This is a genomic window from Shewanella sp. MF05956 (assembly GCF_059758055.1).
The window spans coordinates 25,203-51,123 of record NZ_JCAYNV010000005.1 but is presented as its reverse complement, the minus strand read 5'-3'; the positions used below and the strand labels follow the sequence as shown (position 1 = coordinate 51,123).

21 protein-coding genes, 3 tRNA genes and 1 pseudogene are annotated in these 25,921 nt (G+C 42.1%); 14 read left to right on the top strand and 11 right to left on the bottom strand.

Features of this window, described 5'->3' with window-relative positions; translation table 11 throughout:
* Positions 1–161: 161 nt before the first annotated feature.
* On the top strand, positions 162–2,012 hold the full coding sequence (locus AC19MX_RS07120) for a M2 family metallopeptidase (protein WP_498297312.1): 1,851 nt from the start codon (positions 162–164) through the stop codon (positions 2,010–2,012).
* Positions 2,013–2,103: 91 nt separating this feature from the next.
* Here AC19MX_RS07120 and smrA read toward each other — a convergent pair whose 3' ends face one another.
* The gene (gene smrA, locus AC19MX_RS07115; RefSeq protein ID WP_498297310.1) at positions 2,104–2,706 is read right to left on the bottom strand and encodes a DNA endonuclease SmrA; all 603 of its coding nucleotides are present in this window, start codon (positions 2,704–2,706) and stop codon (positions 2,104–2,106) included.
* Positions 2,707–2,839: 133 nt separating this feature from the next.
* On the opposite strand from smrA, the gene AC19MX_RS07110 reads away from it, so the two are divergent.
* Positions 2,840–3,442 carry a YybH family protein gene (locus AC19MX_RS07110; protein WP_432403212.1) on the top strand — a complete coding sequence of 201 codons (603 nt, stop codon included), beginning with the start codon at positions 2,840–2,842 and terminating at the stop codon, positions 3,440–3,442.
* Positions 3,442–3,924, top strand: a complete 483-nt coding sequence (locus AC19MX_RS07105; RefSeq protein ID WP_498297308.1) for a YchJ family protein — start codon at positions 3,442–3,444, stop codon at positions 3,922–3,924. Before AC19MX_RS07110 ends, AC19MX_RS07105 begins: the two co-directional genes overlap by 1 nt.
* A gap of 2 nt (positions 3,925–3,926) precedes the next feature.
* Here AC19MX_RS07105 and AC19MX_RS07100 read toward each other — a convergent pair whose 3' ends face one another.
* The 3 genes from AC19MX_RS07100 to AC19MX_RS07090 form a co-directional block, all read right to left on the bottom strand.
* Positions 3,927–6,164 carry a sensor domain-containing phosphodiesterase gene (locus tag AC19MX_RS07100; RefSeq protein WP_498297307.1) on the bottom strand — a complete coding sequence of 746 codons (2,238 nt, stop codon included), beginning with the start codon at positions 6,162–6,164 and terminating at the stop codon, positions 3,927–3,929.
* Positions 6,165–6,508: 344 nt separating this feature from the next.
* Entirely contained in the window at positions 6,509–6,799 is a 291-nt protein-coding gene (locus AC19MX_RS07095) for a DUF406 family protein (protein WP_498297305.1), read from the bottom strand.
* Between the two features lie 139 nt (positions 6,800–6,938).
* The gene (locus AC19MX_RS07090; RefSeq protein ID WP_498297303.1) at positions 6,939–7,433 is read right to left on the bottom strand and encodes a VC2046/SO_2500 family protein; all 495 of its coding nucleotides are present in this window, start codon (positions 7,431–7,433) and stop codon (positions 6,939–6,941) included.
* Positions 7,434–7,558: 125 nt separating this feature from the next.
* Here AC19MX_RS07090 and AC19MX_RS07085 point away from each other — a divergent pair.
* The 4 genes from AC19MX_RS07085 to AC19MX_RS07070 all read left to right on the top strand — a co-directional run bounded on the left by AC19MX_RS07085 (position 7,559) and on the right by AC19MX_RS07070 (position 9,216).
* Positions 7,559–7,643 (top strand) — tRNA-Tyr (locus AC19MX_RS07085).
* Between the two features lie 97 nt (positions 7,644–7,740).
* Positions 7,741–7,825, top strand: a tRNA-Tyr gene (locus AC19MX_RS07080).
* A gap of 28 nt (positions 7,826–7,853) precedes the next feature.
* A tRNA-Tyr gene (locus AC19MX_RS07075) sits at positions 7,854–7,938 on the top strand.
* 216 nt (positions 7,939–8,154) lie between these two features.
* Positions 8,155–9,216 carry a PLP-dependent cysteine synthase family protein gene (locus tag AC19MX_RS07070; protein ID WP_432403200.1) on the top strand — a complete coding sequence of 354 codons (1,062 nt, stop codon included), beginning with the start codon at positions 8,155–8,157 and terminating at the stop codon, positions 9,214–9,216.
* A 101-nt stretch (positions 9,217–9,317) separates the two neighbouring features.
* Here AC19MX_RS07070 and queE read toward each other — a convergent pair whose 3' ends face one another.
* The gene (gene queE / locus AC19MX_RS07065; RefSeq protein WP_432403198.1) at positions 9,318–9,986 is read right to left on the bottom strand and encodes a 7-carboxy-7-deazaguanine synthase QueE; all 669 of its coding nucleotides are present in this window, start codon (positions 9,984–9,986) and stop codon (positions 9,318–9,320) included.
* A 203-nt stretch (positions 9,987–10,189) separates the two neighbouring features.
* Here queE and queC point away from each other — a divergent pair, with 203 nt between their 5' ends.
* Complete coding sequence (gene queC, locus AC19MX_RS07060) at positions 10,190–10,897, top strand: 7-cyano-7-deazaguanine synthase QueC (RefSeq protein ID WP_432403196.1); 708 nt, start codon at positions 10,190–10,192, stop codon at positions 10,895–10,897.
* Positions 10,898–11,120: 223 nt separating this feature from the next.
* Positions 11,121–11,681: a rhombosortase gene (gene rrtA / locus AC19MX_RS07055; protein ID WP_498297515.1), complete on the top strand. Its 561-nt coding sequence runs from the start codon at positions 11,121–11,123 to the stop codon at positions 11,679–11,681.
* 186 nt (positions 11,682–11,867) lie between these two features.
* Here the strand turns inward: rrtA and AC19MX_RS07050 are convergent, their stop codons facing one another.
* Entirely contained in the window at positions 11,868–12,422 is a 555-nt protein-coding gene (locus AC19MX_RS07050) for a hypothetical protein (RefSeq protein ID WP_498297301.1), read from the bottom strand.
* A gap of 353 nt (positions 12,423–12,775) precedes the next feature.
* Between AC19MX_RS07050 and trhA the strand changes: the two genes are divergently transcribed.
* The 3 genes from trhA (at position 12,776) to AC19MX_RS07035 (ending at position 15,101) form a co-directional block, all read left to right on the top strand.
* Positions 12,776–13,459 (top strand): PAQR family membrane homeostasis protein TrhA, encoded by a 684-nt coding sequence (trhA, locus tag AC19MX_RS07045; protein ID WP_432403192.1) that lies wholly within the window; start codon positions 12,776–12,778, stop codon positions 13,457–13,459.
* Between the two features lie 250 nt (positions 13,460–13,709).
* Entirely contained in the window at positions 13,710–14,054 is a 345-nt protein-coding gene (locus AC19MX_RS07040; RefSeq protein WP_498297299.1) for an MGMT family protein, read from the top strand.
* Between the two features lie 42 nt (positions 14,055–14,096).
* Positions 14,097–15,101: a DUF3108 domain-containing protein gene (locus AC19MX_RS07035; protein ID WP_498297297.1), complete on the top strand. Its 1,005-nt coding sequence runs from the start codon at positions 14,097–14,099 to the stop codon at positions 15,099–15,101.
* On the opposite strand, the gene AC19MX_RS07030 is transcribed toward AC19MX_RS07035, so the two are convergent.
* On the bottom strand, positions 15,087–15,866 hold the full coding sequence (locus AC19MX_RS07030; protein WP_498297295.1) for a class II glutamine amidotransferase: 780 nt from the start codon (positions 15,864–15,866) through the stop codon (positions 15,087–15,089). The two genes, AC19MX_RS07035 and AC19MX_RS07030, sit on opposite strands and share 15 nt — an antisense overlap.
* Positions 15,867–16,126: 260 nt before the next feature.
* On the opposite strand from AC19MX_RS07030, the gene fadE reads away from it, so the two are divergent.
* Both fadE and AC19MX_RS07020 read left to right on the top strand, forming a co-directional pair.
* Positions 16,127–18,574, top strand: coding sequence for an acyl-CoA dehydrogenase FadE (gene fadE, locus AC19MX_RS07025; protein WP_498297293.1), 2,448 nt, complete (start codon positions 16,127–16,129; stop codon positions 18,572–18,574).
* A gap of 84 nt (positions 18,575–18,658) precedes the next feature.
* On the top strand, positions 18,659–19,093 hold the full coding sequence (locus tag AC19MX_RS07020) for a PaaI family thioesterase (RefSeq protein ID WP_498297513.1): 435 nt from the start codon (positions 18,659–18,661) through the stop codon (positions 19,091–19,093).
* Positions 19,094–19,304: 211 nt separating this feature from the next.
* On the opposite strand, the gene AC19MX_RS07015 is transcribed toward AC19MX_RS07020, so the two are convergent.
* The 4 genes and pseudogenes from AC19MX_RS07015 to dapA all read right to left on the bottom strand — a co-directional run bounded on the left by AC19MX_RS07015 (position 19,305) and on the right by dapA (position 25,874).
* The gene (locus tag AC19MX_RS07015) at positions 19,305–22,400 is read right to left on the bottom strand and encodes an efflux RND transporter permease subunit (protein WP_432403182.1); all 3,096 of its coding nucleotides are present in this window, start codon (positions 22,398–22,400) and stop codon (positions 19,305–19,307) included.
* Positions 22,397–23,479: an efflux RND transporter periplasmic adaptor subunit gene (locus AC19MX_RS07010; protein WP_432403180.1), complete on the bottom strand. Its 1,083-nt coding sequence runs from the start codon at positions 23,477–23,479 to the stop codon at positions 22,397–22,399. Before AC19MX_RS07010 ends, AC19MX_RS07015 begins: the two co-directional genes overlap by 4 nt.
* Positions 23,480–23,890: 411 nt before the next feature.
* Positions 23,891–24,985 (bottom strand): annotated as a pseudogene (bamC, locus tag AC19MX_RS07005) (NlpB/DapX family lipoprotein); the annotation flags it as partial.
* A gap of 7 nt (positions 24,986–24,992) precedes the next feature.
* Positions 24,993–25,874: a 4-hydroxy-tetrahydrodipicolinate synthase gene (dapA, locus tag AC19MX_RS07000; RefSeq protein ID WP_498297291.1), complete on the bottom strand. Its 882-nt coding sequence runs from the start codon at positions 25,872–25,874 to the stop codon at positions 24,993–24,995.
* Between the last annotated feature and the right edge of the window lie 47 nt (positions 25,875–25,921).

Sequence of the window (25,921 nt, the reverse complement as noted above, 5' to 3'; positions counted from 1 at the left end):
ATTAATCATTGAGCGCACAGATGTCAATTGAAATTATTTGCTTTATAGATAAAACCGGACAACAAAAAACTTAACAACTGCACCAGATTATTAACTTTCATGCAAAGTTTGCTGTTTTTCGGTACACTGGCGTCGATAAGAAAAACAAGGATGCCAATAAAATGAACTTCCCTTTAAAACAACCGTCTCAAATTGCACTTATTGTGTCACTCGCGTTAGGCCTTAGTGCCTGTAATGACACTCAAGCAACTGTTAACGCACCGGCAGCTAAAGTAGAACAAATTGATAGTGCTGCTGCGATTGAATTTATTAATCAAGCCGAAGCCGACTTAGCAAGCCTAAATGTTGAAGCCAATCGTGCTGAATGGATTTACTCCAACTTTATTACCGATGATACCGCAGCATTGTCTGCCGCCATGGGTGAAAAAGTCACCTCAACGTCGGTACGTTATGCCACTGAAGCAGCCAAGTATGCGCATGTTGAACTCGATGCGGTGAATGCCAGAAAACTGAATAGCCTGCGCAGTAGCCTAGTGCTACCCGCGCCATTAGATCCGGCCAAAAACGCTGAGCTGGCCAGTATTGTGTCTGAACTTAATGGCATGTATGGCAAAGGTAAATATTGCTTTGCTGATGGTCGCTGCTTAACTCAGCCTGAGCTGTCTAATCTTATGGCTGAGTCCAAAGACCCTGCCGTGCTTCTTGAAGCGTGGCAAGGCTGGCGCGAGATCGCGAAGCCAATGCGCCCGTTATTTGAGCGTGAAGTCGAACTCGCCAATGAAGGCGCAAAAGATCTTGGCTATGCGGATTTATCTGAATTGTGGCGCAGCCAGTACGACATGGAGCCCGATGCTTTTTCAGCCGAGTTAGACCGCTTATGGACCCAAATAAAACCATTATATGATTCGTTGCACTGTTATGTTCGTGGTGAGTTAAACGAACAATACGGTGATGAAGTTGCCCCTAAAACCGGCCCTATTCCAGCACATTTACTCGGTAATATGTGGGCACAACAATGGGGCACCATTTATAACAGTGTGGCACCAGAAGATGCTGACCCAGGTTATAACGTGACAGAGCTATTGGCCAAGAATGGTTATGACGAAATCAAAATGGTTAAGCAAGCTGAAGGCTTCTTTACCTCTTTAGGGTTTGGTGCTTTGCCAGACAGCTTCTGGACTCGCTCGATGTTTGTCCAACCACAAGATCGTGACGTAGTGTGCCATGCATCGGCCTGGGATTTGGACAATCTGGACGACATTCGCATCAAAATGTGCATTCAGAAAAATGCCGAAGACTTTACCGTAATCCACCATGAGTTAGGTCATAATTTTTATCAACGTGCTTATAAAAACCAGCCGTTTATCTTTAAAAACTCTGCTAACGATGGTTTTCACGAAGCCATTGGCGATACGATTGCGTTGTCGATTACCCCTAAGTATTTACAAAAAATTGGCTTATTAGACACAGTGCCAGATGCCTCAAAAGACATTGGCTTACTATTAAAACAAGCCTTAGATAAAATTGCATTTATGCCATTTGGCTTGATGATTGATCAATGGCGTTGGCAGGTATTTAATGGCACGATTAAACCCGAACAGTACAACCAGGCCTGGTGGGATTTACGTGAAAAATACCAGGGCGTTAAAGCCCCTATTGCACGCAGTGAAGCCGATTTTGATCCAGGTGCTAAATATCATGTACCGGGCAACGTACCGTACACGCGTTACTTTTTAGCCCACGTATTGCAGTTCCAATTCCACAAAGCTTTGTGTGATATTGCGGGCGATACGGGTCCCGTTCATCGTTGCAGTATTTATGGTAACGAAGCGGCCGGAGCTAAATTGAATGAGATGCTTGAAATGGGTGCAAGCCAACCCTGGCCTGAAGCCCTTAATGTTGTCACCGGCACGAAGCAAATGGACGCAAAAGCAGTATTAGATTACTTTGCGCCATTACAAGTGTGGCTTGATGAGCAAAACTCGGAAGCTAACCGTCAATGTGGCTGGTAATACTCAGATAAACCTTGATTAATCACTCGGCCCATACTTGAGTGTGATGCTGAGATAAATCAACAAAGTGGCGCTGAAAAGCGCCACTTTTTTATCTAAAGCCGCTACCTTTTCGGTTTAACTCGCTATTTTCAATCTTCTTTTGCTGTGATTTTTTTAGCATCACAAATACCGCACCTACCCCACCTTGATTACGTGTCGCTGAATGATAAGCGGTAACGGGTTCTATTTGCTGTAACCAGTGACACACCGCTGATTTCATTAACGCCGGATAGGGTCTAGTTTTATACCCCTTACCATGAATGATCAACACATTGCGCTCACCACGCTCATAGGCACTCAACAAACAATTAATCATACTGTCGCGCGCTTGGTTTAGCCGATATTCATGAAGATCTAACACTGTTTTAATCGGATATTTTCCCAACCTTAATTGTTTAAACACTTCGTCTTGAATGCCGTCAATTTTATAACTGACCATGTCATCTGGTTGCAGTGGCTGTATTAAATGTGGATCGGTCGGTAATAACTGTAACAATTCATGTTGTTGTGCAGCCGCTCGCTTTGCAAGTTGAGCATCTGTTACACTTAATGGATTAAGCCATGTTTGCGCCGCAATGCTTTGGCGCTCAGGTTTTAAGGGGGTAACGTCGGCCATTTCTTGTAAAAATAAATCATCATCATTAAAAGACATGGTTAACCTCCTACATACTTTGTAAAGATTATGCGCTTTGGCAAAATCATTGAATAATTTATAGTTGTGCTTACGGTATCGCGTGATGGGTTTCGTTTCCTCTTAAAAAAGAATATCAAAAAGAGAATATGCATTGAAAAAAATATTGTTACGTTTTAACACATCAGTCTTAGCTTATTTTATCCTTACAATGTGTTTGTGTATTTCAACGCTTAACGCGGCTGCAGCAGAGCCTATTCCTCACAAAGCACTCAATGCTAACTTTAGCCAATTAGTGCATGCATTTGAACATTTAGACCTCAACAGCATAGAGAAAATTTATACTGAAGATGCAGCCTACGTTTCTGAAACCCAAGACAAAGGGATTATTCTGGGTAAACAAAATATCCTCAATTTGTACACGCGATTTTTTGATAAAATAAAGCGCAAACAAGCTTCATTAGAAGTCGACTTCAGGGTACTTGTACGCCACAGTGACAAAAATAGCGCAACCGACATAGGTTATTATTTAGTGCGCTTTCATCCTGGTGCTGACTCGGGTGAACCAGTGAGTGAATTTGCGGGTAAATTTGTTACGGTTTCAGCGAAAGACAGTAGCGGGAAATGGTTGATCAGTGTTGACTCAAATACCCATGCTACTGCAAAACTTTATTATGATGCGAAGCCTGTGCCTAATTTGTATTATGGCCGTCAATTTATCACCTCTACTCCTACAGAGCCGAGTACAACACCATAATGGCAATCAATATCACCGCAACAGATTTATGCCCTTGCGGCAGCCAAACCTATTATCAGCAATGTTGTTTACCCTTACATTCGGCTGAAAAAGTGGCTCAGTCACCACAACAACTTATGCGTTCACGTTATTGTGCTTTTGTTGTCGGTCAGTTTGATTATTTAATCTCGACACATCACCCAGATTATCGCCAAGGGTTAACGGTAGATCAGTTAGCCCAAAGCAATACTCACTGGTTAGGATTACAAGTACTGGCAACAAAACAGCTAGACCGTATTGGAGAAGTGACATTTAAAGCATGGTATATAGAAGATAAGCACATCGATGCCATTTACGAAAACTCATCGTTTGTGTTATGTGAGGGGCAATGGCTTTACACAGAAGGAAAACAAATGACTACGCGCGCCCCTGAAAGAAATGAGCCCTGTATTTGCCACAGTGGCCGTAAATTTAAACAGTGTTGCGCTAAGCTAACTCATTAATATTATACAGGCACCCAAGTGCTGTGTTTATCGATAAACTCCGCAAACTCGTTCACCCTTATCGCTGGGCTGTACAAGTATCCCTGGGCATGATGACAGCCACTTAGGGATAAAAACTCTTCTTGCTCTTTTGTTTCAACGCCTTCGGCAGTCAATGAGATATTCAATGCTTTCGCCATTGCAATAATCGCACTGACAATTTCACGGCTTTCTCGGCTCGATGAAATATCCATAATAAATGAGCGATCAATTTTAAGTTTCGATATAGGGAACTGTTTCAAATACTTCATGGAACTGTAACCCGTACCAAAATCATCAATCGCCAAGCCTACACCTAATTCCGCTAGTTCATGGCATAAGTTAATTGCATAACGAACATCACCCATTAACTCAGTTTCAGTGATTTCTAAAATTAATGTTTTGGGTTTGATGCGATAGCGCGTCACTAGTCGCCACACTTGCTCGTACAAATTACCGCTAAAAAATTGTCTTGCAGCTACGTTAACGTGCATCGCAATATCGACGTTTTTATGTTGCCATAAGTTAAGCTGTTTACAGGCCGTTTCTAATACCCACTCACCGATAGGATTTATCATTCCGCTTTGCTCGGCAATATCGATGAACGCGCCTGGGTACAGCACGCCTTTTTTAGGGTGATGCCAACGAATTAGCGCTTCTGCACCAATATATTGATTGGTTTGTAAATCCATTAATGGTTGGTAATAGAGCTCAAACTCACGACCTTTAATCGCGTGCTGTAAATCCCGCTCTATTTCAGCATTACTGGTAAATTCATCTAACAAATCAGCATTAAAAAACTGATAGTGCATTTCCAACTTACTCTTTGCATATTGCAAGGTAATATCGGCACAAGATAACGGTGAAAACATGCCGGCCACAGACTTGATATCAACAACCGCAATAGCCGGTTTAGGGCTGACTTTCTCACGTGAAATCACTGCTGGAGCAACTAAACTTAAATACAATCGTTTCACCATTTGCTCTTGCTCGGCAATCGAATCGCCTGCATTGCCAGAATGGGTAGGTAATAAAATAGCGTATTCATCGCTGCCAACTCGGGCAACATCAATGGCATTTGCTGATAATGAAAAATGCTTTAACCGACGGGCAACTTCAATCAATAATGCATCGCCTTGTTCATGGCCATGAGTATCATTAAAACGCTTAAAGCCCATTAAATCGATAAGAATAAGAGTGCCATCTATTGCGCGATCAAGTTGCTGTGTAAAATAGCTACGATTATGCAATCCGGTCAAACTGCAATGCCAGGCAAGGTGTTCTAATTCCGCTTTATGCAGGTATTCACTTGAATTGTCATAACTTGAAACCAGCGCATAATGTTTACCCAGTTCGGTCACAAAAGGCGTAATGTGATAATTGAGCCAATACTCGCTCCCATCAGTACGATTGAGCTTTATATTACCTTTAACAACCTCTTTATTATGAAGTTTTTTTATAATGACATCTAACAGTTCAGGAGTAGTGCGGAAAATATCAAGATGCAATGCACTTTGGTGTTCAATCGTCTCTCTGGCAAGGCCCGTCATTTTTTCATGCGCACCGTTAACGTATTCAACAATTTTACTGTCGGTATTAACCAGCATGACCACATGTTCTGACTGCTCTGTCGCATTTCGCAGTAAATAAATTTGTTCGTTACTGTCATAGGTGTAGCGCGTCGCTAACGTGAGCGCTAATTGATCTGCACATTGCACGGCAAATTGAATATCAGCTTTTAGCCATTTATGAGACTGGCAGTGCTCAATGGATAATACACCTTCAATGTGGCCATTAATGCGAATGGCAATATCAATGCTAGTGCTAATGTTGTGGTGTTGATAATAGTTTGCAAACTGCTGAATGAGGTTTTTTTGATGAGAGTCACTCGATAATATATAGCGGTGTAAACGAAGCTCGGTAAAAAATTGCGGTTCAATTATCGAGGTTTGGCGCAGTGACGCATTATGATTTAAGGTATCAGCAATGTTGCTGGCCACTAAATTGTGCGAACAAATAAAACAACCGTCCGAGTTTGTGGCGTCAATGGTATGAGAGTCATCAATGCTATTGGTTAGCAACCACACAGATACAAAGGATGCGTCAAACTCCTCTCTTAAGAGTTGGCAAACCATCTCAGAGGTTTCTGAAAAATTACCTTGTTGTTTAGCACTGGAATTTACAATTAACTCCAATAAGTGCTGTTGTTCTTTTCGATTCATTTACATCCCGAAACTTGGCTACATTACTCAAATCTGCTGGTGTATATCATTTAAAAATGATTTTATTGTTACGCTATGAAGCGCCAGTCATTAATCAGAGTACAACTTGGGAGCGATATCCGCTTTATAAGGTACAAAATAGCAGTAAAAAAGCGTTTGCTACTATACCTTTTGTTAATGCCGCAAGATTACACTTTTAACCCGCTAACAGCAATCATTTCGTCGGCACTAACTACGATAAACGTGACGTATCATAAAGCAACTAAGCTATTGATTTAATAATAATCTATAGTAAAGGCTAAACACGTCACGCATTATTTAACTATTTGTATTTTACTCATCTTCTACAATGAATTTTCGAGTTGAAAAATCATTTTTTCTACACTAAAAGCAAAGTTCAATGTTAATTCATACTGGTCGGCCAACGGCTTAATTTCAGCTTTGGTCTCTGGAAAACGTTGCAAAGCGATTTGTTCAAGTGCATTTGCTTTTGTTAATGCATCTTCACCACTAAAGCTTAACTGCAATAACGTGTCTTCTGCCTCGACCACCGCTCCAATATCAACGAAACTGCCACAATCGGCACAACTGTCATTCACATTACTGGCTTGTTGCTGTTTAATTTGCTTGATCATGTCGTTACCTCTAAAACACCTTGTTAGTGTTTAATATCCTAACGCAAAGAACTGCTTAATTTATTTGCCAAGCTCACAAATAGCATATTAATCAATGATAGTGACGTGTTTGCCACGCACATTTTTAATGGCCACTTTATTAAGCGTACTGAAGGGCCATGGTTTGGCTTATTTTTCGCTGGGTGGCGAGCTGATCAATAAAATGCATGTCTTCAATAATATCTTGTTGCTGGTAAACATTGATTGCTTTGCGTTTTGTGAGTTCATCACAATTACTGAGCACTTCGACCATTGCGTCAGATTGTGCGCCACGAATAACCAGTGCTTCCGGCGTTAAGGCTTGTTGTAATTGAAATTGACGAGCGCCTTGCTGAAAAAGTGGCGCATTATCGGTAACATGAACATCACTTGACACATCATCAACAAATCGTTGTGCAGGTGGGATCGAGAATTGTTTGCGTAATTTTTGTTCTACGTTGAGATCGATGTCTAACTGAAATTGCGCCATATCGCGAGCATCTGCCGATAACATAGCCAATAGTAAGCCAAACTCTCCGCGACGATTATGCTCAACCGCCACGTTTAATCTGCTGCCTATTTGTAACTCATTGACTAATGTTGACTCAATTTGCATATAAAAACATCACTACTTCTACTCGATGTAATTTTATCGACCAAATAAATCAAAACTTTAAGTTTTTTTTCATTTTTAGGCTTTACATACAAAGGGTTTGTGAATACTATGGCGGCCGCAATTGAGGAGGGGTTCCCGAGTGGCCAAAGGGATCAGACTGTAAATCTGACGGCTCAGCCTTCGAAGGTTCGAATCCTTCTCCCTCCACCATTTGCGATGTTGTGTGATGTACCGTTTTAGTGGTTTCGATTACTAAAGCAAAAAGCATTAAAGTGTAAAAAGAAAGTAAGTTATAAAGCAATCGTGTGGAGGGGTTCCCGAGTGGCCAAAGGGATCAGACTGTAAATCTGACGGCTCAGCCTTCGAAGGTTCGAATCCTTCTCCCTCCACCATCTTTTCTTTATTATCTTCTTTCGCAGTGGAGGGGTTCCCGAGTGGCCAAAGGGATCAGACTGTAAATCTGACGGCTCAGCCTTCGAAGGTTCGAATCCTTCTCCCTCCACCATTTTACATCCTGCCTTTAGTTTGTTCTTATTCAGTTTCTGTTGTTCGATTTCTACTTAACACCTCTTTTCAATGTATTCCTTACTTAACTGCCATTACTTATCTTGAGCAATTACACGCCTCACCTTTTCGAATATATCCTATTTAGCAAAAAGCCTACTTTTCACTTTTTATTTTAGTTATTATCTATTCCCTTTTGGAATAAAGAGCTTGCCGTATGCCAACTACTTGGGTCAATCAGGCCATCGCTAAAATTGAAGCAGATTACCAACGTTCTGCTGATACGCATTTAATCAAATTAGATTTACCTCAATTAACTGGCATAGACATCTATTTAAAAGATGAGAGCACTCACCCAACCGGCAGTTTAAAGCATCGTTTAGCCCGTTCATTGTTTTTATATGCGCTGTGTAATGGCTGGATTAAACAAGGCACGCCGATTATTGAGTCATCATCAGGCAGCACTGCTGTATCAGAAGCCTATTTTGCCCGCTTATTAGGTCTGCCTTTTATTGCGGTGATGCCAAAAACGACTGCCAAAAAGAAAATACAACAAATTGAGTTTTATGGTGGTCAGTGCCACTTTGTTGATAATGGAAGCCAAATGTATGCCGAGTCAGAGCGGCTCGCCAGTGAACTGAGTGGCCATTATCTAGATCAATTTACTTATGCTGAACGGGCTACCGACTGGCGAGGTAATAACAATATTGCCGACTCTATTTTCAATCAAATGGAAAAAGAGCCACATCCAATCCCCAGTTGGATTGTGATGAGTCCCGGCACTGGCGGCACCAGTGCCACCATTGGCCGGTATATACGTTACCAACAACAAACGACACAATTGTGTGTTGTCGATCCTGAAAACTCGGTGTTTTTTGATTACTTTACCAGTGGCGATGCCAGTATTGTCAGCGATAAAAACAGTAAAATAGAAGGTATTGGCAGACCAAGAGTTGAGCCTTCGTTTATTGCAGGCGTTGTCGACAGTATGTTGCAAATACCTGACGCTGCATCTGTTGCCACTATTTTATGGCTAGAACAATTGATTGGCCGCAAAACCGGCGCGTCGACAGGGACCAACTTATATGGGGCATTATTATTAGCTACTCAAATGCGTCAGGCAGGGGAAACAGGCTCTATTGTGACCTTGATTTGTGATGCTGGAGAGCGTTATTTAGACACCTATTACAACCCACAATGGATTGACGCCAACATAGGCTGCTTTGAGCATTATCGACAAAAGCTGCAACATTTTGATGGCAGCGGGCTGTTACTTTAATAGCGTAAGTCACCTCAGCTCAGGTTAAATACAACAATGCCGCAGATTATCCGCGGCATTGATTTATCAATTTACAAGCAGTATCAATTGATGATACGAGCTTAATCAATATTTAGATATTTGTGGGTCTGAATAGATAAGCGCCAATTACGAGCAATACACACTTTCATGGCTAATGCCGTAGCGCGTTCTTTTTGGCTAATGGGCTGTAAGCAGATGGTTTTGTCGGTTAAATCAATGCCATTAAGCAGTGCATCTAATTCATCTACATGTTTTTCTGTGGCCACAGGGTGTTTAATTTCGTTGGCGCGAACTAATGCTTGCTCAAGCACTTTATAACCGCCTTTCATGTTGATTTTAGGAGACACGGTCACCCACACATCATCATGGCACTTAACCTCAAAGGTTCCACTGGTCTCTATTTGAACTTGAAAGCCTGCGGCAATAAAATCGTCAGTCATTTCAGTTAAATCGTATAAACAAGGTTCGCCACCGGTCAATACAATGTGCTTTGCAGTAAAACCTTTGTCTTTAAAAGCTTGAATTAAGCTGGTACCGGTATGATCAGCCCAACGGCCAATAGTGCCATCCACTTGAATCACTTGGTCTGCACTGACTTTGTTTTCAGATAATACATCCCAAGTTTGCTTAGTATCACACCAAGCACACCCAACAGGACAACCCTGTAAGCGAACGAACAGTGCCGGGACGCCTGTAAAAGAACCCTCACCTTGTATTGTTTCAAATACTTCGTTAACTGGATATTTCATGATTTACCTTACTTTTAACGCCCAGCAATACCACCAGACAGACAACAGGGCGGCATTTATAGAGGATTTTACTGCCTGCTGCAAGTATTTACGCCGCTTGCTTTGCACTTATGCCGACCTTAGGTAAAATATGATTTTGATTTTATCTGAATTGTTATGGCAAAAAAACCACTGCGATTGTTCAGAGCGTTAAGAGTATATTCATGTCAAACACCACACCTAACACCACCAAAGCTTTAGTTGTTTTTAGCGGCGGCCAGGATTCGACCACATGCCTTATTCAAGCATTGTCACAGTATGATGAAGTACACGGCATTACATTTGATTATGGTCAACGTCATCGCCAGGAAATCGACGTGGCTAAGGCGTTAGCTGTTGAGCTGAAATTAGCCAGCCATAAAGTCATGGATACGACCTTGTTAAACGAGTTAGCCATATCGGCATTAACCCGTGATGCGATTCCTGTATCTCACGAGTTAATGAATAACGGCTTACCAAACACCTTTGTGCCAGGCCGTAATATTTTGTTTTTAACCTTAGCTGGAATTTATGCTTACCAGTTAGGCTGCAATGCCATTATTACCGGCGTGTGTGAAACCGACTTTTCTGGCTACCCAGATTGCCGCAATGAATTTATCCAATCGATGCAGCAGTCTCTGGCACTGGGAATGGATAAACCGCTTAAGATTATTACGCCGTTAATGTGGCTCAATAAAGCAGAAACTTGGGCATTGGCAGATAAATATCAACAATTAGCCTTAGTGCAACAACAAACCTTAACTTGTTATAACGGTATTGTTGGTACAGGATGTGGCGACTGCCCTGCTTGCTTATTACGCCAACGTGGACTCGATGATTACTTGCAAAACCAAGACTCTGTGATGGCTTCGCTAAATAGTAAGATGGCATAACACCTCTTATTGAACGCATATTTATCGACATTTTGTAAAACAATTGCTGCTTTAAAGGGATTATTTCCAATGTCCCTTTCTCGCATTCTATGACTATAATTCATTATCGATGCTCCGATGCTTACACTCGTCCGTCAGATAATGTTTAGAGGTAATTTTGGCCAAACAATCACATTCAGTTGGACATTATCATTTTTTAGTGGTGATCAGCGTCATCTGTATCATGCTGTTTGCGGCTGACGTCCCGACCCCAACCTTTTTCCCTGTAGATAACTATTTCAGCTATCGTTATGACGATATTGCGCAAGGTGAAGTGTGGCGTTTGTTCAGCGGAAATTTGCTGCATACCAACTTGTGGCATTTATTAATGAATTTGGCAGGTTTTTGGGTGATTGTCTTCTTACATGAAGTGCACTACAAACGACACCCAGAAAAGCTAGTGCTGTTATTTGTGTGTTTATGTTTACTTGAAGGTATAGGGCTATATTTGTTTTACCCAAGCTTAAAAGCCTATGTTGGCCTAAGTGGTATGCTGCATGGCTTATTCGCCTTTGGTGCAATGATGGACATTCGCAAAGGCTACAACTCAGGATATTTGTTGTTGGTTGGGGTCATTGCTAAAGTGGCATACGAGCAATACTTTGGCGCAACAGAAAGCGTGACAGAGTTAATCGGCGCCAGAGTGGCGACAGAGTCACACCTTATCGGGCTTATTTGTGGTTTATTGTGCGCGTTATGTTGGTCTTTTGTCGCAAACCGCTTCAAATATAATAAGTTGTCTTAAGGGTTATTGATGTTCAGCGTTATTTAATTGAGCGCATTTTTTAAAGTAATCTTTTTGAAACACTCTTTTTAAAGTTATCTTTTTAAAATAATGTTTTTAAAGTTATCTTTTTAAAACAATCATCCAAAGGCGATGATGCTAATCGATTAGCATCATCTCTATCGGTAACAATAATTGACATCATCGTTACTGAGATTGCTTATCACTGACCTCACCTATTGTTGGCTCTTTTGTGGGTTCATCTCGTACATCAATATCTTGCTGGTCAGTGTTTAAGTGTTCAGCTTGCTGGGCACGCTCAACTAACTTGTTGTATTCAGTTTCAGTAATTAAATAGCTTTTTAGAGGTGGCAAGGGTTTTTCGACCTTTTGCTCAAGTGGAATGTCGGCTAAACCACTAATGTCAGCCCTGCCGAAAATCAGTGCTAGCGCAATCACCAATCCATGCACCATTAATACAATAACCCAACTGTTGTTACCCGTTAATCGCGCGAATATTGTTTGCACACGATTACCGTGTTGCTCAATTTCATCATCAACTAATAATGGCTGATTATTGTTGGTATTACTTGCTATGGCCCCTGTTAACTGCAATTGGATACCATCTGCAACATGCTGTTGGTGCTGTTGCAGTTGTGTATCATCTTGAACGTCATTTTCAGGTGTAATAAAGGGCGTAACGTCAAGATTAAAATCAATGTGTTCATTTTCTGAATCTTGTTCAGGCTTTGCAGTATTCATAGTGTCACCTTTAGCGCATGGCATCTCTGGATGGTCAATATCGCGACTACCGGGCTCTGTATTTGGGCGCTGATGCGAGGAAAAGTGTCTGTCAGACATCGTGACTGATTGGCCAAGAAATATTGAATAAGTATAACGTGATTAACGGTTTTCAGTGCACTATATTTATCGTGTCAGTTGGCTTTTTTGATAAATAATATTTAACCTAACTATTTTAATTGTTTGAATAAAATCATAAAAAAATAAACCCTGAAATTTAAGCTTACACGTGTACTCTTAAATATAGCTATTTAAGATCCAGACTGCTAGACTAGCTTTGCTGAAAATCCATCCAGGTTTACAAACAGGATATTATGAATTCTTTAACTGATACATTAACAACAAATCAATCTGCAACACCCACTTCTATTTCTGATTATTGCCACAAAGAAGAACGGGCAAATGCCATATCGCATGCTTTAGGCGTAGTAGCCGGTATTATTGGTTTAGTGCTGATGCTATTAAAAGCATCGGCAGATCTCACGTTTGTTCAGATGAGCGGTGTGGTGGTGTATGGCATGAGCATCATCGTGCTGTTTTTAGCTTCAACCTTATATCACTCAAGCCAAAGTGTTGTCTGGCGGAAACGTTTTAAAATGGCAGATCATTGCGCCATTTATACGTTAATCGCAGGCACCTATACTCCTATGATGCTAATAAGTCTTCAAAGTGCGCAAGCAACTACTGTGCTCATTGCCATTTGGACACTTGCACTGGGTGGCATCATTTTTAAAACCTTATTTATTGGCCGCTTTAAAGTTTTTAGTGTGTTGTTATATTTAATCATGGGCTGGCTATGTGTGACTGTTATGGGCGATTTAAAAACTCAAATGAGTGATGTTGGCATCGGTTTATTACTTGCTGGCGGGCTATTTTACAGTCTTGGGGTCATCTTTTATGTCGGTAAACGTATTCCATTTAATCATGCCATTTGGCACATGTTTGTCTTGGGTGGCGCGTTTAGTCATTTCTTATGTATTTATCTCACCGTGCTTTAACTTAAGCCGCATTAACTAAGGTGCTTTAACTAAAAGCACCCTAACTTAAAGACACTACATTTCAGCGTTTTAAATCACAGGAGCTTTAAATCTTTGTGCTTTAAATCACAGCGCTTTAATCGACAGCATTCACTCAGCAATCCTTGCCCTGTAACCTGTTAACTTATTATAAATTGCGGTTGTACATTCAGCGCCGTTTTTCTATTATCTATCGCTAATACACATCGAATAACAACTCAATTGGAAGCGCATGACAAAACTGACGCCCATGGAGCGAATATGGTTTATTGTTAATCTTATCCCATCTGGCTCTGTGTTACCTTATGGGATAGTAGCAGATTTAGCGGGGCTTCCTGGCCGAGCACGATATGTATCAAGAGCATTAAAACTCGCACCAGAACACCTATTACTGCCCTGGCATCGTGTCATCAACAGCCAAGGTAAAATTTCATTTGCAAAAGACACTGAGCCTTTTCGTACACAACAAGAAATACTGAAATTAGAAGGCATCACAGTGAACGCGGGTAAGATTTCGTTGTCTCAATATCAATGGAAACCCGATCTTGCTACGCTAGTAATGACACTGCCTTTTTAATTTCACGTTATTAACTTTATTCACTGTTGAGGTATTGATACATTGATCAACCAATTAACTCGCTTATTCACTATGATGTTCTGTCTCAGTCCTGTGGCGTATGCACAGGCGGCTGTCCAGTCAACACCAGCAGTCACTGATGCAGAGTCGACAACCCAACTTAATGCCTCAGAAACGTTAGCGATTGCCGAAAAAGTTGAACAACTCAATCCTGTCATCCCCTTGAGTGTGGATCAACAAGCGGCAATTATGTCGCCTTTAACGGCTCACACCGCTAAATATACTGTGTATTATGGCAGTATCGAATTAGGTGAAGCCAACTATCGACTCCCAGCCTCCGACAGTGGCTATTATGTTTACGAGTTTAACAGCGATGTTAGCTTATTAATGCTGTCTGATGAGCGTCACCTTAAAAGTGAATTTACCTTAGAAAATGGCAAACTTGTCCCCTTTCGATACATCCATGAACGTACCGGTACCGGCAGTGATTACACTGAGCAAACGGCATTTGCCAAAGCACAGGCGTTTATTCACACCATCTACAAGCAAGAAGCATTAAAGTTACCTTATCAAGAGAAAGTGTTTGACCCTCTTATGGTGCAACTGCAATTTAGAATGGACTTAGCCGCAAATACTAGACCGTTAGATTATAAAATGGTCAAAGAAAAAGAAGTGGATGATTACGAGTTTAGAGTGTTAGGCAAAGAAACCCTCACACTTAACAGCGGCACCTATGAAACGGTTAAAGTAGAAGTGGTTCGCGAGGCAAAGAAAGCGAAAAAGCGCCAAACCTATTTTTGGATGGCACCCGATTTAGCTTATTTACCGGTAAGATTGAGTCATTTTTCAAAAGGCAGTAAGCAATTAGACATTCAATTAGCCAGCTACCATTTTGAAAAACCACTGCCACCTATGACCCCAATCGTTATCGATGGCCCTGCAACTGATCACGCTCCAGCATTAGATGCTCTTACAGCAGAAACAGAAAATGATGCTGAAATCAGTGAGTCTGAATTGGATGAGATTAAGCAACTAGCTGAAGACTAATTCGCCTTTGCGAAATAGCTTCCATTCACCAGGGGTTAACACTACCCAATTTTCATTATTGGTTAGCGGCCGAGTCGCAATCACAGTCACCACGTCGTTTGGCGTGGTTTCTTGACTAAAATCTATCACCACATCGGTATCAATGAGTGTGGCTTGACCAAACGGAGCGCGTCGGGTGATATGGCACAAATTATTGGTACAATACGCCATTAAATCTATGCCGTTACTGAGCAGCATATTAAATACACCAAGCACACGAATTTCGTCTGCAAGCTGAGCAATATAATCGAACACCTGCTGCATATTGTGCGGCTCTTGCTCACCAAACTGGTTCACTACCGATTCTAAAATCCAACAAAATGCCAATTCACTGTCGGTATCACCCACAGGTTGAAACCGAGATACACCGGCAAATTTTTTCTCATAACCCGTTAATTGGCCATTATGGGCATAGGTCCAATAACGGCCCCATAACTCTCGGGTAAATGGGTGGGTATTGACCAAAGACACGCAACCTCGATTAGCTTGTCGAATGTGGCTCACCACAATTTCACTCTTAATCGGATAAGATTTAATTAAATCGGCAATATAAGATTTACTACTAGGGCAAGCATCCTTAAACGTACGATTACCCTTGCCTTCGTAAAACGTAATGCCCCAACCATCAACATGCGGACCCGTGACACCGCCACGCTCAGCTAAACCAGTAAAACTGAACACAATATCCGTTGGTACATTGGCACTCATCGCCAGTAATTCGCACATTAATCTTGCCTTTATGGTTGTAAAATTGAGCGGTTTTGACCCATTTTCATTAGTCGAACGTATTGTATCGACTATGCTTAATGAGTGGAATGTTTCAAACACACAAATTTTTAAACAATTGTTTGAAAAACACTTGTATTCGAGGCTACATAAGGTTAACTTTTATGTGACACAGGTCTGACCACAAGGTTTCCTGTGAATGAGATCAATAATAAATAAGCTATTTCTAGTCTACATAAATAGCTTTAAGGAGAAGTACAGTGACCACCCTACTTTGGATCATCGCGATGATCTTTGTGCTCGGCGCTATGGCATACCTTCGAGTATCGTTATTATCGACCACAATTGCTGCGGCAGTTATGTTAGTCGTTGGCAGCACAATGGACATTACTGGTGTTATTGCCTGGATAGTATTCCTGGTTATCGCACTACCATTAAATATCAAATCGTTTAGACAGAATTATATCAGTCGTCCACTGTTAAAAGTTTATCGCGGCATCATGCCTGAAATGTCTTCTACAGAAAAAGAAGCCATCGAAGCAGGTACAACGTGGTGGGAAGCAGATTTATTTGCCGGTAACCCTAACTGGAGCAAATTACATAACTATCCTAAAGCACGCTTAACGGCAGACGAACAAGCCTTCTTAGATGGCCCTGTTGAAGAAGTGTGTAAAATGCTCAATCAACACGAAGTTTCACATGTGTTGGGTGACTTGCCACAAGACGTATGGCAGTACCTTAAAGACAATGGCTTCTTCGCCATGATCATTAAGAAAAAATACGGCGGCTTAGAATACTCTGCTTATGCGCAATCTTGCGTATTACAGAAATTGGCTGGTGTGAGCAGTGAACTCGCTTCAACAGTAGGTGTACCTAACTCGTTAGGCCCTGGTGAGCTATTGCAGCACTATGGTACTAAAGAACAGCAAGATCATTATTTACCCCGTTTAGCTCAAGGCTTAGAAGTGCCATGTTTTGCACTGACCAGCCCAGAAGCAGGCAGTGACGCGGGTTCTATCCCAGATTTTGGTGTGGTATGTAAAGGTGAATTCCAAGGCGAAGAAGTCCTTGGTATGAAGCTAACGTGGAACAAGCGTTACATTACCTTAGCGCCTGTCGCAACAGTATTAGGCCTTGCGTTTAAACTGCGCGATCCAGATCATCTACTCGGTGATAAAGAAGAATTAGGCATTACTTGTGCGCTTATTCCTACGGACATTCCAGGTGTTGAAACTGGCCGTCGCCACTTCCCGTTGAACTGTATGTTCCAAAATGGTCCAACACGCGGTAACGAAGTGTTTGTGCCATTAAGCTTCATTATTGGTGGACCAGAAATGGCCGGCCAAGGTTGGAGAATGTTGGTTGAATGTTTATCTGTTGGCCGTGGTATTACCCTGCCATCAAACTCTGCCGGTGGCGTTAAAACTGCTGCAGTTGCAACAGGTGCCTATGCACGTATTCGTCGTCAATTTAAATTACCTATCGGTAAGTTAGAAGGCATCGAAGAGCCAATGGCGCGTATCGGCGGTAATGCTTATCTAATGGATGCAGTGGCAACATTAACCACTACCGCTATCGATTTAGGTGAAAAACCATCAGTTGTTTCAGCCATCGTTAAGTTCCACTTAACCGACAGAATGCAAAAGTGTGTCATTGATGCAATGGACATTCACGGCGGTAAAGGTGTGTGTCTAGGTCCAAATAACTATTTAGGCCGTGGCTATCAAGCTGCACCGATTGCCATTACAGTTGAAGGCGCAAACATTCTAACTCGTTCAATGATTATTTATGGACAAGGCGCCATCCGCTGTCATCCATATGTATTGGCCGAAATGGAATCAGCATTTGATACTGATGCTAGCCGTGGTTTAGATAACTTCGACTCAGCTATCTTTGGTCATATTGGTTTTGCAACGTCTAACTTTATTCGTAGTTTCTGGATGGGCTTAACCTCATCTTACTTCTCGAATAGCCCTTATTCAGATAAAACCAAGCGCTACTATCAGCAGATGAACCGTTTCAGTGCTAACTTAGCGTTACTGTCTGACTTAGCCATGGCAACGTTAGGTGGCAACCTTAAACGCAAAGAACGTATTTCTGCACGTTTAGGTGATTTGTTAAGCCAGTTGTATCTGACTTCTGCAACGTTAAAACGTTATGAAGACGATGGTCGTTTAACTGAAGATTTACCTTTAGTGCAATGGGCTGTAGAAGATTCGTTATACAAGTTACAAGATTCATTAGACGACTTGCTTAACAACTTCCCAATGGGTCTTGGTATTGCACTGCGTGCAGTAATCTTCCCATTCGGTCGTCCTATTAAGCGTCCAAGTGATGTATTGGATCACAAAGTGGCTAAGATCATGCAAACGCCGTGTGCGAGCCGTGATCGTTTAGGTAAAGGCCAGTTCTGGACCCCATCTGAGTTCAACGCAGTGGGTATTCAAGAACAAACATTTAAAGATATTCTTGCTGCAGAACCACTGTATGACAAAGTCTGTAAGGCTGCGGGTAAACGTCTACCATTTATGTGGTTAGATAAAGTTGCTGCAGAAGGTAAAGCGCTAGGTGTGTTAAGCGACAGCGAAATCGCTTTACTTGAACGTGCTGAAATTGGTCGTCTGAAATCAATTAACGTTGATGATTTTGACTCTGAAGAATTACGTGCTCAACTTGCCCCGAAAGCTAAGCAAGAAAAAGCAGCTTAATCAATAAGCTCTGTGTAAAAAGGTAAAGCGTATGCTTTACCTTTTTTTATGGTTAAAAATTGTGAATGACATAAATCGTAAAGGATAATGATGAAAAATCTCACTGGATTACAACAAATGCAAGCCATATTAAATGGCGACATTCCTGCCCCTTCAATTAGCGAAGTGATTCCGATGAAGCCCATCGAGGTCAATGAAGGCAACGTGACATTTGAAGCCTTTGCTAATGAACGCCATCTTAATCCCATGGGCGGTGTACACGGTGGGTTTGCGGCTACGGTATTAGACACCGTCACTGCGTGCGCTGTGCATTCTGCATTGCCCGCTGGCGTGAGTTACTCAACCATTGATTTAAACATTAAAATGGTGCGCCCAGTACCGCAAAATACTCGCTTAGTGGCTAAAGGGAACTTAATGAACTTGTCTAAGTCGTTAGGGATTTCACAAGGCACCTTAACCACCGAAGACGGCAAGTTATTAGCAACCGCAACAGCCACCTGCCTTATTATTCGTCCATAACACTTTTAATCACGACAAAGCGAGTGGCTAAACAGGCGGCGCGACATTTAAAATACGTGAAAAATTAAATTCGTGATAAATAAAATACATAAAAAGTAAAAGACGTGCGTACTGGACATGAACACGATGAGATAAATGTAAAAATTAGCAACTAGAAACAAAAAAGCCAGTCATTGACATGACTGGCTTTTTTAGCGCTTGTGAGCCGCTGTTAGTCTTCTTTTAATTCGATTTCTAACTGCTTAGCCACCGCTTCAGGTGAACTGCTGTTACGCGCAAATAAGCTGTAAGCTACTGGTATGACGATTAAGGTAAAGAACGTCGCCAGTAAAATACCTGACAACACCACTACTCCAATCACGAAGCGCGTTTCAGCGCCAGCTCCAGAAGCTATCACTAATGGAATGGCGCCTGCTGCAGTCGTGATCCCAGTCATTAAAATCGGACGAAGTCGTTGCGTAGAGGCTTGCAAAATCGCTTGCTGAAATTCAACACCACGGTCGCGCAGCTGGTTAGAAAACTCAACAATCAAAATACCATTCTTAGCCGCCAAACCAACCAACATGATGATCCCAATTTGGCTATAAATATTGATACTTTGCCCAGTGACCCATAAACCAACCAATGCACCGAGTGTCGCTAATGGCACGGTAAGCATAATCACCATGGGGTGAATAAAGCTTTCAAATTGCGCCGCTAACACTAAAAATACGATGCCCAGGGCCAGTAAAAACACAAAGTTCATTGAGCTACCCGATTCTTGGTAATCCAACGAAGGGCCTTTATAGCTAATTACCGCTTCAGCAGGCAGATAAGTGGCCGCGAGAGTATTCATGTAATCTAATGCCTCGCCTAAACTGTAATCTGCTGCAAGGTTAGCTTCTAAGGTAATTGAGCGCATGCGATTGTAGCGGTTGAGCGAGCTGGCATCGGCAAACTCTTCAATCGACACCAAGTTAGATAACGGAATTAATTCTTGAGTACGATCAGAGCGCACATAAATGTTTTCCATGTCTGTCGCCGTGCTTTGGTTCTCGCGATTACCTTCCACAATCACATCGTACTCTTCACCATCGCGCATAAAAGTAGTGACTAAGCGCGAGCCCAGCATTGACTCTAATGTGCTACCAATATGCGACACAGAAACGCCTAGGTCTGCAGCACGTTCGCGGTCAATCACTACCCGCAATTGTGGCTTTGTTTCTTGATAATCATGATCTAAACCGACAATATTATGATTATCTTTGGCTTTTTCGAGCATGATGTCACGCCAATCAGCCAGCTCTTCATAACTGGGTCCGCCAATCACAAACTGCACGGGTTTCCCTACACCACGACCAAAAGCCTGGCGCATAATAGGGAAAGCTCTAATGCCGGCGAGATCAGCTAAACGCTCACGGATCTCGACAATGATTTCGTTAGCACTGCGACGTTCTGCCCAGTCTTCGAGTACTATAATTGCCATGCCATTTGAAAAGTCAGAGGCAGTACCAAAGCCGCGCGGAGCACGAATAAGCAAACGCTTAATTTCGCCGCTTTCCACCATAGGCATTAACCGACCTTCCACTTCATCCATATATTTTTCAATATATTCAAAGCTGGCGCCTTGTGGTCCGTTTACCATTAAGAACATCGAACCACGGTCTTCTTGCGGCGCAAACTCTTGTGGCACTTTATTGAGTAAGTAGCCGCTCAGTACAAAAGCAATTAACACCACAAGCGACACCGTCATAGGACGTTTCATGCCGGTATTAAGTGTGATTAAATACCAATCGGATAATTTGCTCATCATTTTGTCGACTTGCTTAACCAACCACGGATCTTGATCAGCAGGTTTAAGCAATTTAGAACACATCATTGGGGTCAGTGTTAACGCAACAATACTTGAAAATATCACTGCTGCACTCATGGTGACCGCAAACTCTTTAAATAGCTTACCTAAATCGCCCTCCAGGAAGGTAATAGGCATAAATACCGCTACCAGTACTAAGGTTGTGGCGACCACGGCAAATGCGACCTCACGAGCCCCTAAGAAAGCCGCTTTTAACGGCGAGTCACCTTCTTCGATGCGTCTGTGAATATTTTCTAACATCACAATCGCATCATCTACCACCATACCAATGGCGAGGATCATCGCGAGTAACGTTAATAAATTGATGGTGTAACCGAGCGCATAAAGCACAATAAAGGTTCCTAGCAACGATACCGGTACCGTCACAGCAGGAATTAACATCGCCCTTACTGAGCCTAAAAACAGGTAAATCACCACAATCACTAATATCATCGCAATAAACAAGGTTTGATATACCTCGTCAATAGACGCTTCAATAAACACAGAGCTGTCGTATGAGCGCTTAATCTCCATGCCGGCTGGCAATGTCGGATTTAATTTTTCGACTAACGCATTGGCCGCTCGAGCAACTTCTAAGGTGTTGGCAGTTGACTGCTTACTGACCCCTAGACCAATCATGGCCTCTTTGTTGCCCCTAAAGATAATTCGTTCTTCTTCAGAGCCAATTTCAACCTTAGCGATATCACCCAGTTTGACTAAATAGCCATCATCACCCTGGGTAATCACCAAATTAGAAAAATCTTCAGCTGTTTTGAATACTCTATCCAAACGCACGGTAAAATGACGTTCTTTGGATTCAATAGAACCTGCAGGTAGCTCAACGTTTTCCGAGCGCAGTGCATCTTCCACATCTGACACGGTTAAGTTGCGAGACGCGAGTGCTTGGCGGTCTATCCAAATCCGTAATGCATAAACCTTGCCGCCACCAAGGCGCAATGTTGATACCCCGTCGATCACCGAGAAACGGTCAACCAAATAACGATTGGCATAATCAGTAAGCTGCAAAATGTCCATTTGATCAGACACTAGGTTAAGCCACATGATCACTTCATCGCTGCCATTGGCTTTAAAAATGGATGGCGAATCTGCTTCTTCAGGCAATTGCTCTAATAAGCCAGAAATCCGGTCGCGCACGTCGTTAGTGGCAGCTTCGATATCGCGGTTAATATCAAATTCAATCGTGACGCTTGAGCGCCCATCACTGCTAGATGAACTGATATGACGAATACCTTCAACACCACTAATTTGGTCTTCAACTAATTGGGTAATTCGACTTTCTACAACCGAGGCACTAGCACCACGGTAGCTTGTTTCTACCGAAACAATCGGTGGATCAATATTTGGGTATTCGCGTAACGGTAATTTACCAAACGACACTAAACCCAATACAATCAGCAAGATGCTGATAACCGATGCAAAAACCGGTCTTTTAACCGATAAGTCAGTTAATATCATGCCGACTTCTCCGTACCTTCGACTTGTGCAAACTTAAAGTTTTCCGCTTGTTGCACTTTCACTTCATCACCCGGACGTACTTTTAAAATACCGCGAATAATGACTTGCTTGCCCACTTCAAGACCGTCAGTAATTTCAACCCAACCACGGGTACGAATGCCCAGAGTCACTTTCACTTGCTCTACTTTATTGTCAGCATTCACAACATAGACAAAATGATTATTTTGAATAGGAACAATCGCAGCTTCAGGTAATAACAACGCTTCGCGGCTTTGTTTAATTAACTTCACTTTCATTAACATGCCAGGTAGCAAGCTTAAATCGCTGTTTGGCATTACGGCGCGCACGATCACGGCACGCGTACTTGGGTTAACTCGGCTATCAATAGAGGTCACGACGCCTTTAAATACACGATCGGGATAAGCAACAGCTCTGGCTTCGACTAACTTGCCAGGTTTCAACTCCTGAATAAAACGCTCCGGTACTGAGAAATCTAATTTAATTTTACTGATATCATCCAATGTGCTGATTTGCTCACCAGGGGTGACTAAGCTGCCCACACTCACTTGGCGCAGACCTAACCGACCAGAAAAAGGGGCTTTAATAATGCGATCATGTAAGGCAGCATTGGCCTGCTCAACTTCAGCACGGGTGGTGTCGATAAGGCTTTGTAGTCGGTCTCGTTCCAATTCAGCAATGGTTTTACTGGTCACAAGGGCTCTAATTCGCTCTAACTCACGTAAATTTTCTGCCAGTTTTACTTCCGCAACCGCTACTTTAGCTTTTTGCTCGTCGTTACGAAGCAACACCAACACTGAACCTTTCTCAACAAGCTCACCATCATCAAAGTTGATTTGATTAACAATTTCGGCCACTTTCGAGGTCACGATAATCGATTCATATGCTTTACCTGTTCCAAGTGCTTCCACTTCGTCACGAATCGGCATCACTTCCACTTTGGCGACGACCACATTGGGTATCGCTCGAGGACGTTGTATTTGTGCTTTTTCAGGCAGGAAAGAGAAGTAACCGAACAGCGCGATTGACACTATGGCGATCAGTAATAGTATTTTTTTCATTGTTTGTCCGTAACCATCCAGGAAAATGAATATTTATTATTAATAACAGAGATTGTACTCAGCAAACCGCTTGCTTCAAGGCGTTTTACTTACGCCAACATATTACGCATATACGTTAAAAGTGGTTCACCATGACAACTTATGCAACAAACATACACATTACGCAACATTAACGCATAAATGTTGCGTAAAAATGCATAAAGCTTAATTTAACACCTATCATCACAAGTTAACTTGTTACAAATAGCTTACATTCGACACATATTGTGACAATTAGCTTAAAAAAAAAGACGCATAAATGCGTCTTTTTTAATCTACTGAGTAAATAACTTAGGGTCTTTGACCACGCGTCTTACCACCTTCACCACGTTCTTTACGTTGCACCGGTGCTTGTCGTTGTGAATTTTCAGAGATTTTACGATCTTCTTGCATAAGATCTGACAAGATTTGATACACTTCGGTTATCGCTTCATTGTCTAGCTCATTATCTTCTACATCGTGTAGTAAGATTTTAGTTTGATCTGGGTTGTCAGTTTCTTTGAGCAATAAACGATAGTTGCCCTTTTTCAATGTGAGCTTTTCATCGCCCCATAATGAACTCCAGAACCCACTGCTCTCTTCTAAATTAATGAAGAACAAGCCTTTGCTGGTATCCATATCGACAACATCAAAGCCCATTTCTGGCAGCACTAAACGTAAACGATCCCACACAGATTGGTAATTTGCATCCGCTAACCAGTAAGCAGCATCTGAAGCAGCACCAGTCACTAAGTCAACTTTAATACCCAAACTTTGTTGAATACGTGCAGCACGAATGGCTCGGTCACGTTCAACACCCATATAACCAATGGCATTGTTAAGCATGTCGGTGGTATAACGACGTTTATCATCACCACTCAATAAGATTTTTTGATCTTCGCCGTTATAAAACTCTTCGTGTTCTAGCAAGCTAATCGCTACGCTACCAGAGCGACCGTGAGGCTTAACGTCGATGTTATAGCTATAACGCTGACGCAGCGTATACACTTTATCGCTACCCCACCAACTAGACTCAATCAGTTCTTCGTGTTCAATCCAATCGGTTTCGATAACACCGGCTGCGTAATCTTCAGCACGAATAACCATGTTGCTCTTGGTTAAGTAACCTTTAATGACATCAAAGATTTCTTGTTTAAGATCAGTGGTACTTTCAATTGAATCAATCACAACACGAATATTGTCACTGCTTTCTTCAATATGAGAGCCTTCTGCCATTGGCAGCACTTGAAGCGGCGCACGAATATCGAGTTTTTTACCGATTAACGCTTTGTCAGACTTAGTTCCAACAGCTGGGATTTCATACTCTTTGCTGTAAGTTGGGGTATTTAACCCTTCAGGAATAGTCAATAACGGTGAAGTTTCAGCATTAATGAAGTCGTCATTGCCATTGGCTTGACGACGATCTAATGGCGTACTGCAAGCTGAAACAGCTGCAACAAGAAGTAACGGAGTGACTTTCTTTAACATGAATTTATTATACCTTTATCTGGGCTTGTTTCATTGTTTCTATTAACAGACCATGAAACTGCTCAGAAAGTTCAGTTAAAGGCAAACGAATATGTCCATGAGAGATTAATCCCATCTTGTGAACGGCCCATTTCACTGGAATTGGGTTGGCTTCACAAAATAAAGAACTGTATAAGCCCTTTAATGGCTCATCAATCGTTTTCGCTAATTGTGCATCTTTAGCAAGAGCGGCATCACACATGGCTTTAAACGCACGTGGAACCACATTATTTGCAACCGAGATGACACCATTACCGCCAAGCAATAAAAACTCGCGTGCGGTGGCATCATCGCCGCTGTAAAGCATAAAGTCTTCACCGCACAGCTCACGTAAGCGTGCAACACGGCTAACATCGCCAGTCGCTTCTTTAACACCAATAATGTTACTCACGCCGACTAATTCTGCAACGGTTTCTGGCTTCATATCAACTGAAGTTCGGCCAGGAACGTTATACAAAATTTGTGGAATGTCGGTGCTAGCAGCAACGGCCTTATAATGGGCAATTAATCCCTTTGGCGTTGGCTTATTATAATAAGGCGTCACACCAAGCATGGCGACTACACCTGTATTTTGCAGTGATTTAGTCAGCTCAACAGCTTCTGCCGTCGCGTTGGCGCCGTTGCCACCTATAACAGGAATACGACCTGAGGCAAACTTAACGGTTTGAGCCACAACAGCAGCATGCTCTTTCATTGGCAATGTCGCCGACTCACCGGTCGTACCGACTGCAACAATGGCATCTGTGCCCTGTTCTATATGAAACTCGACAAGTCTTTCAAGACTTGCATAATCTATTGTGCCATCACTATTCATTGGTGTGATTAAGGCTACGATGCTTCCGTTTATCATCTATCTTCCCCAAGGTTTCAGGATTCGCTATGTTACTGATGCCAACC

Bases quoted from the DNA above. Each gene is read 5' to 3' on its own strand.
- AC19MX_RS07105 (WP_498297308.1), top strand. From the start codon at position 3,442: ATGGCAATCAATATCACCGCAACAGATTTATGCCCTTGCGGCAGCCAA.
- AC19MX_RS07015 (WP_432403182.1), bottom strand. From the start codon at position 22,400: ATGATATTAACTGACTTATCGGTTAAAAGACCGGTTTTTGCATCGGTT.
- trhA (WP_432403192.1), top strand. From the start codon at position 12,776: ATGAATTCTTTAACTGATACATTAACAACAAATCAATCTGCAACACCC.
- queE (WP_432403198.1), bottom strand. From the start codon at position 9,986: ATGAAATATCCAGTTAACGAAGTATTTGAAACAATACAAGGTGAGGGT.
- AC19MX_RS07070 (WP_432403200.1), top strand. From the start codon at position 8,155: ATGCCAACTACTTGGGTCAATCAGGCCATCGCTAAAATTGAAGCAGAT.
- AC19MX_RS07100 (WP_498297307.1), bottom strand. From the start codon at position 6,164: ATGAATCGAAAAGAACAACAGCACTTATTGGAGTTAATTGTAAATTCC.
- AC19MX_RS07050 (WP_498297301.1), bottom strand. From the start codon at position 12,422: ATGAATACTGCAAAGCCTGAACAAGATTCAGAAAATGAACACATTGAT.
- dapA (WP_498297291.1), bottom strand. From the start codon at position 25,874: ATGATAAACGGAAGCATCGTAGCCTTAATCACACCAATGAATAGTGAT.
- smrA (WP_498297310.1), bottom strand. From the start codon at position 2,706: ATGTCTTTTAATGATGATGATTTATTTTTACAAGAAATGGCCGACGTT.
- rrtA (WP_498297515.1), top strand. From the start codon at position 11,121: ATGCTGTTTGCGGCTGACGTCCCGACCCCAACCTTTTTCCCTGTAGAT.
- AC19MX_RS07095 (WP_498297305.1), bottom strand. From the start codon at position 6,799: ATGATCAAGCAAATTAAACAGCAACAAGCCAGTAATGTGAATGACAGT.
- queC (WP_432403196.1), top strand. From the start codon at position 10,190: ATGTCAAACACCACACCTAACACCACCAAAGCTTTAGTTGTTTTTAGC.
- AC19MX_RS07040 (WP_498297299.1), top strand. From the start codon at position 13,710: ATGACAAAACTGACGCCCATGGAGCGAATATGGTTTATTGTTAATCTT.
- AC19MX_RS07010 (WP_432403180.1), bottom strand. From the start codon at position 23,479: ATGAAAAAAATACTATTACTGATCGCCATAGTGTCAATCGCGCTGTTC.
- AC19MX_RS07120 (WP_498297312.1), top strand. From the start codon at position 162: ATGAACTTCCCTTTAAAACAACCGTCTCAAATTGCACTTATTGTGTCA.
- AC19MX_RS07030 (WP_498297295.1), bottom strand. From the start codon at position 15,866: ATGTGCGAATTACTGGCGATGAGTGCCAATGTACCAACGGATATTGTG.
- AC19MX_RS07090 (WP_498297303.1), bottom strand. From the start codon at position 7,433: ATGCAAATTGAGTCAACATTAGTCAATGAGTTACAAATAGGCAGCAGA.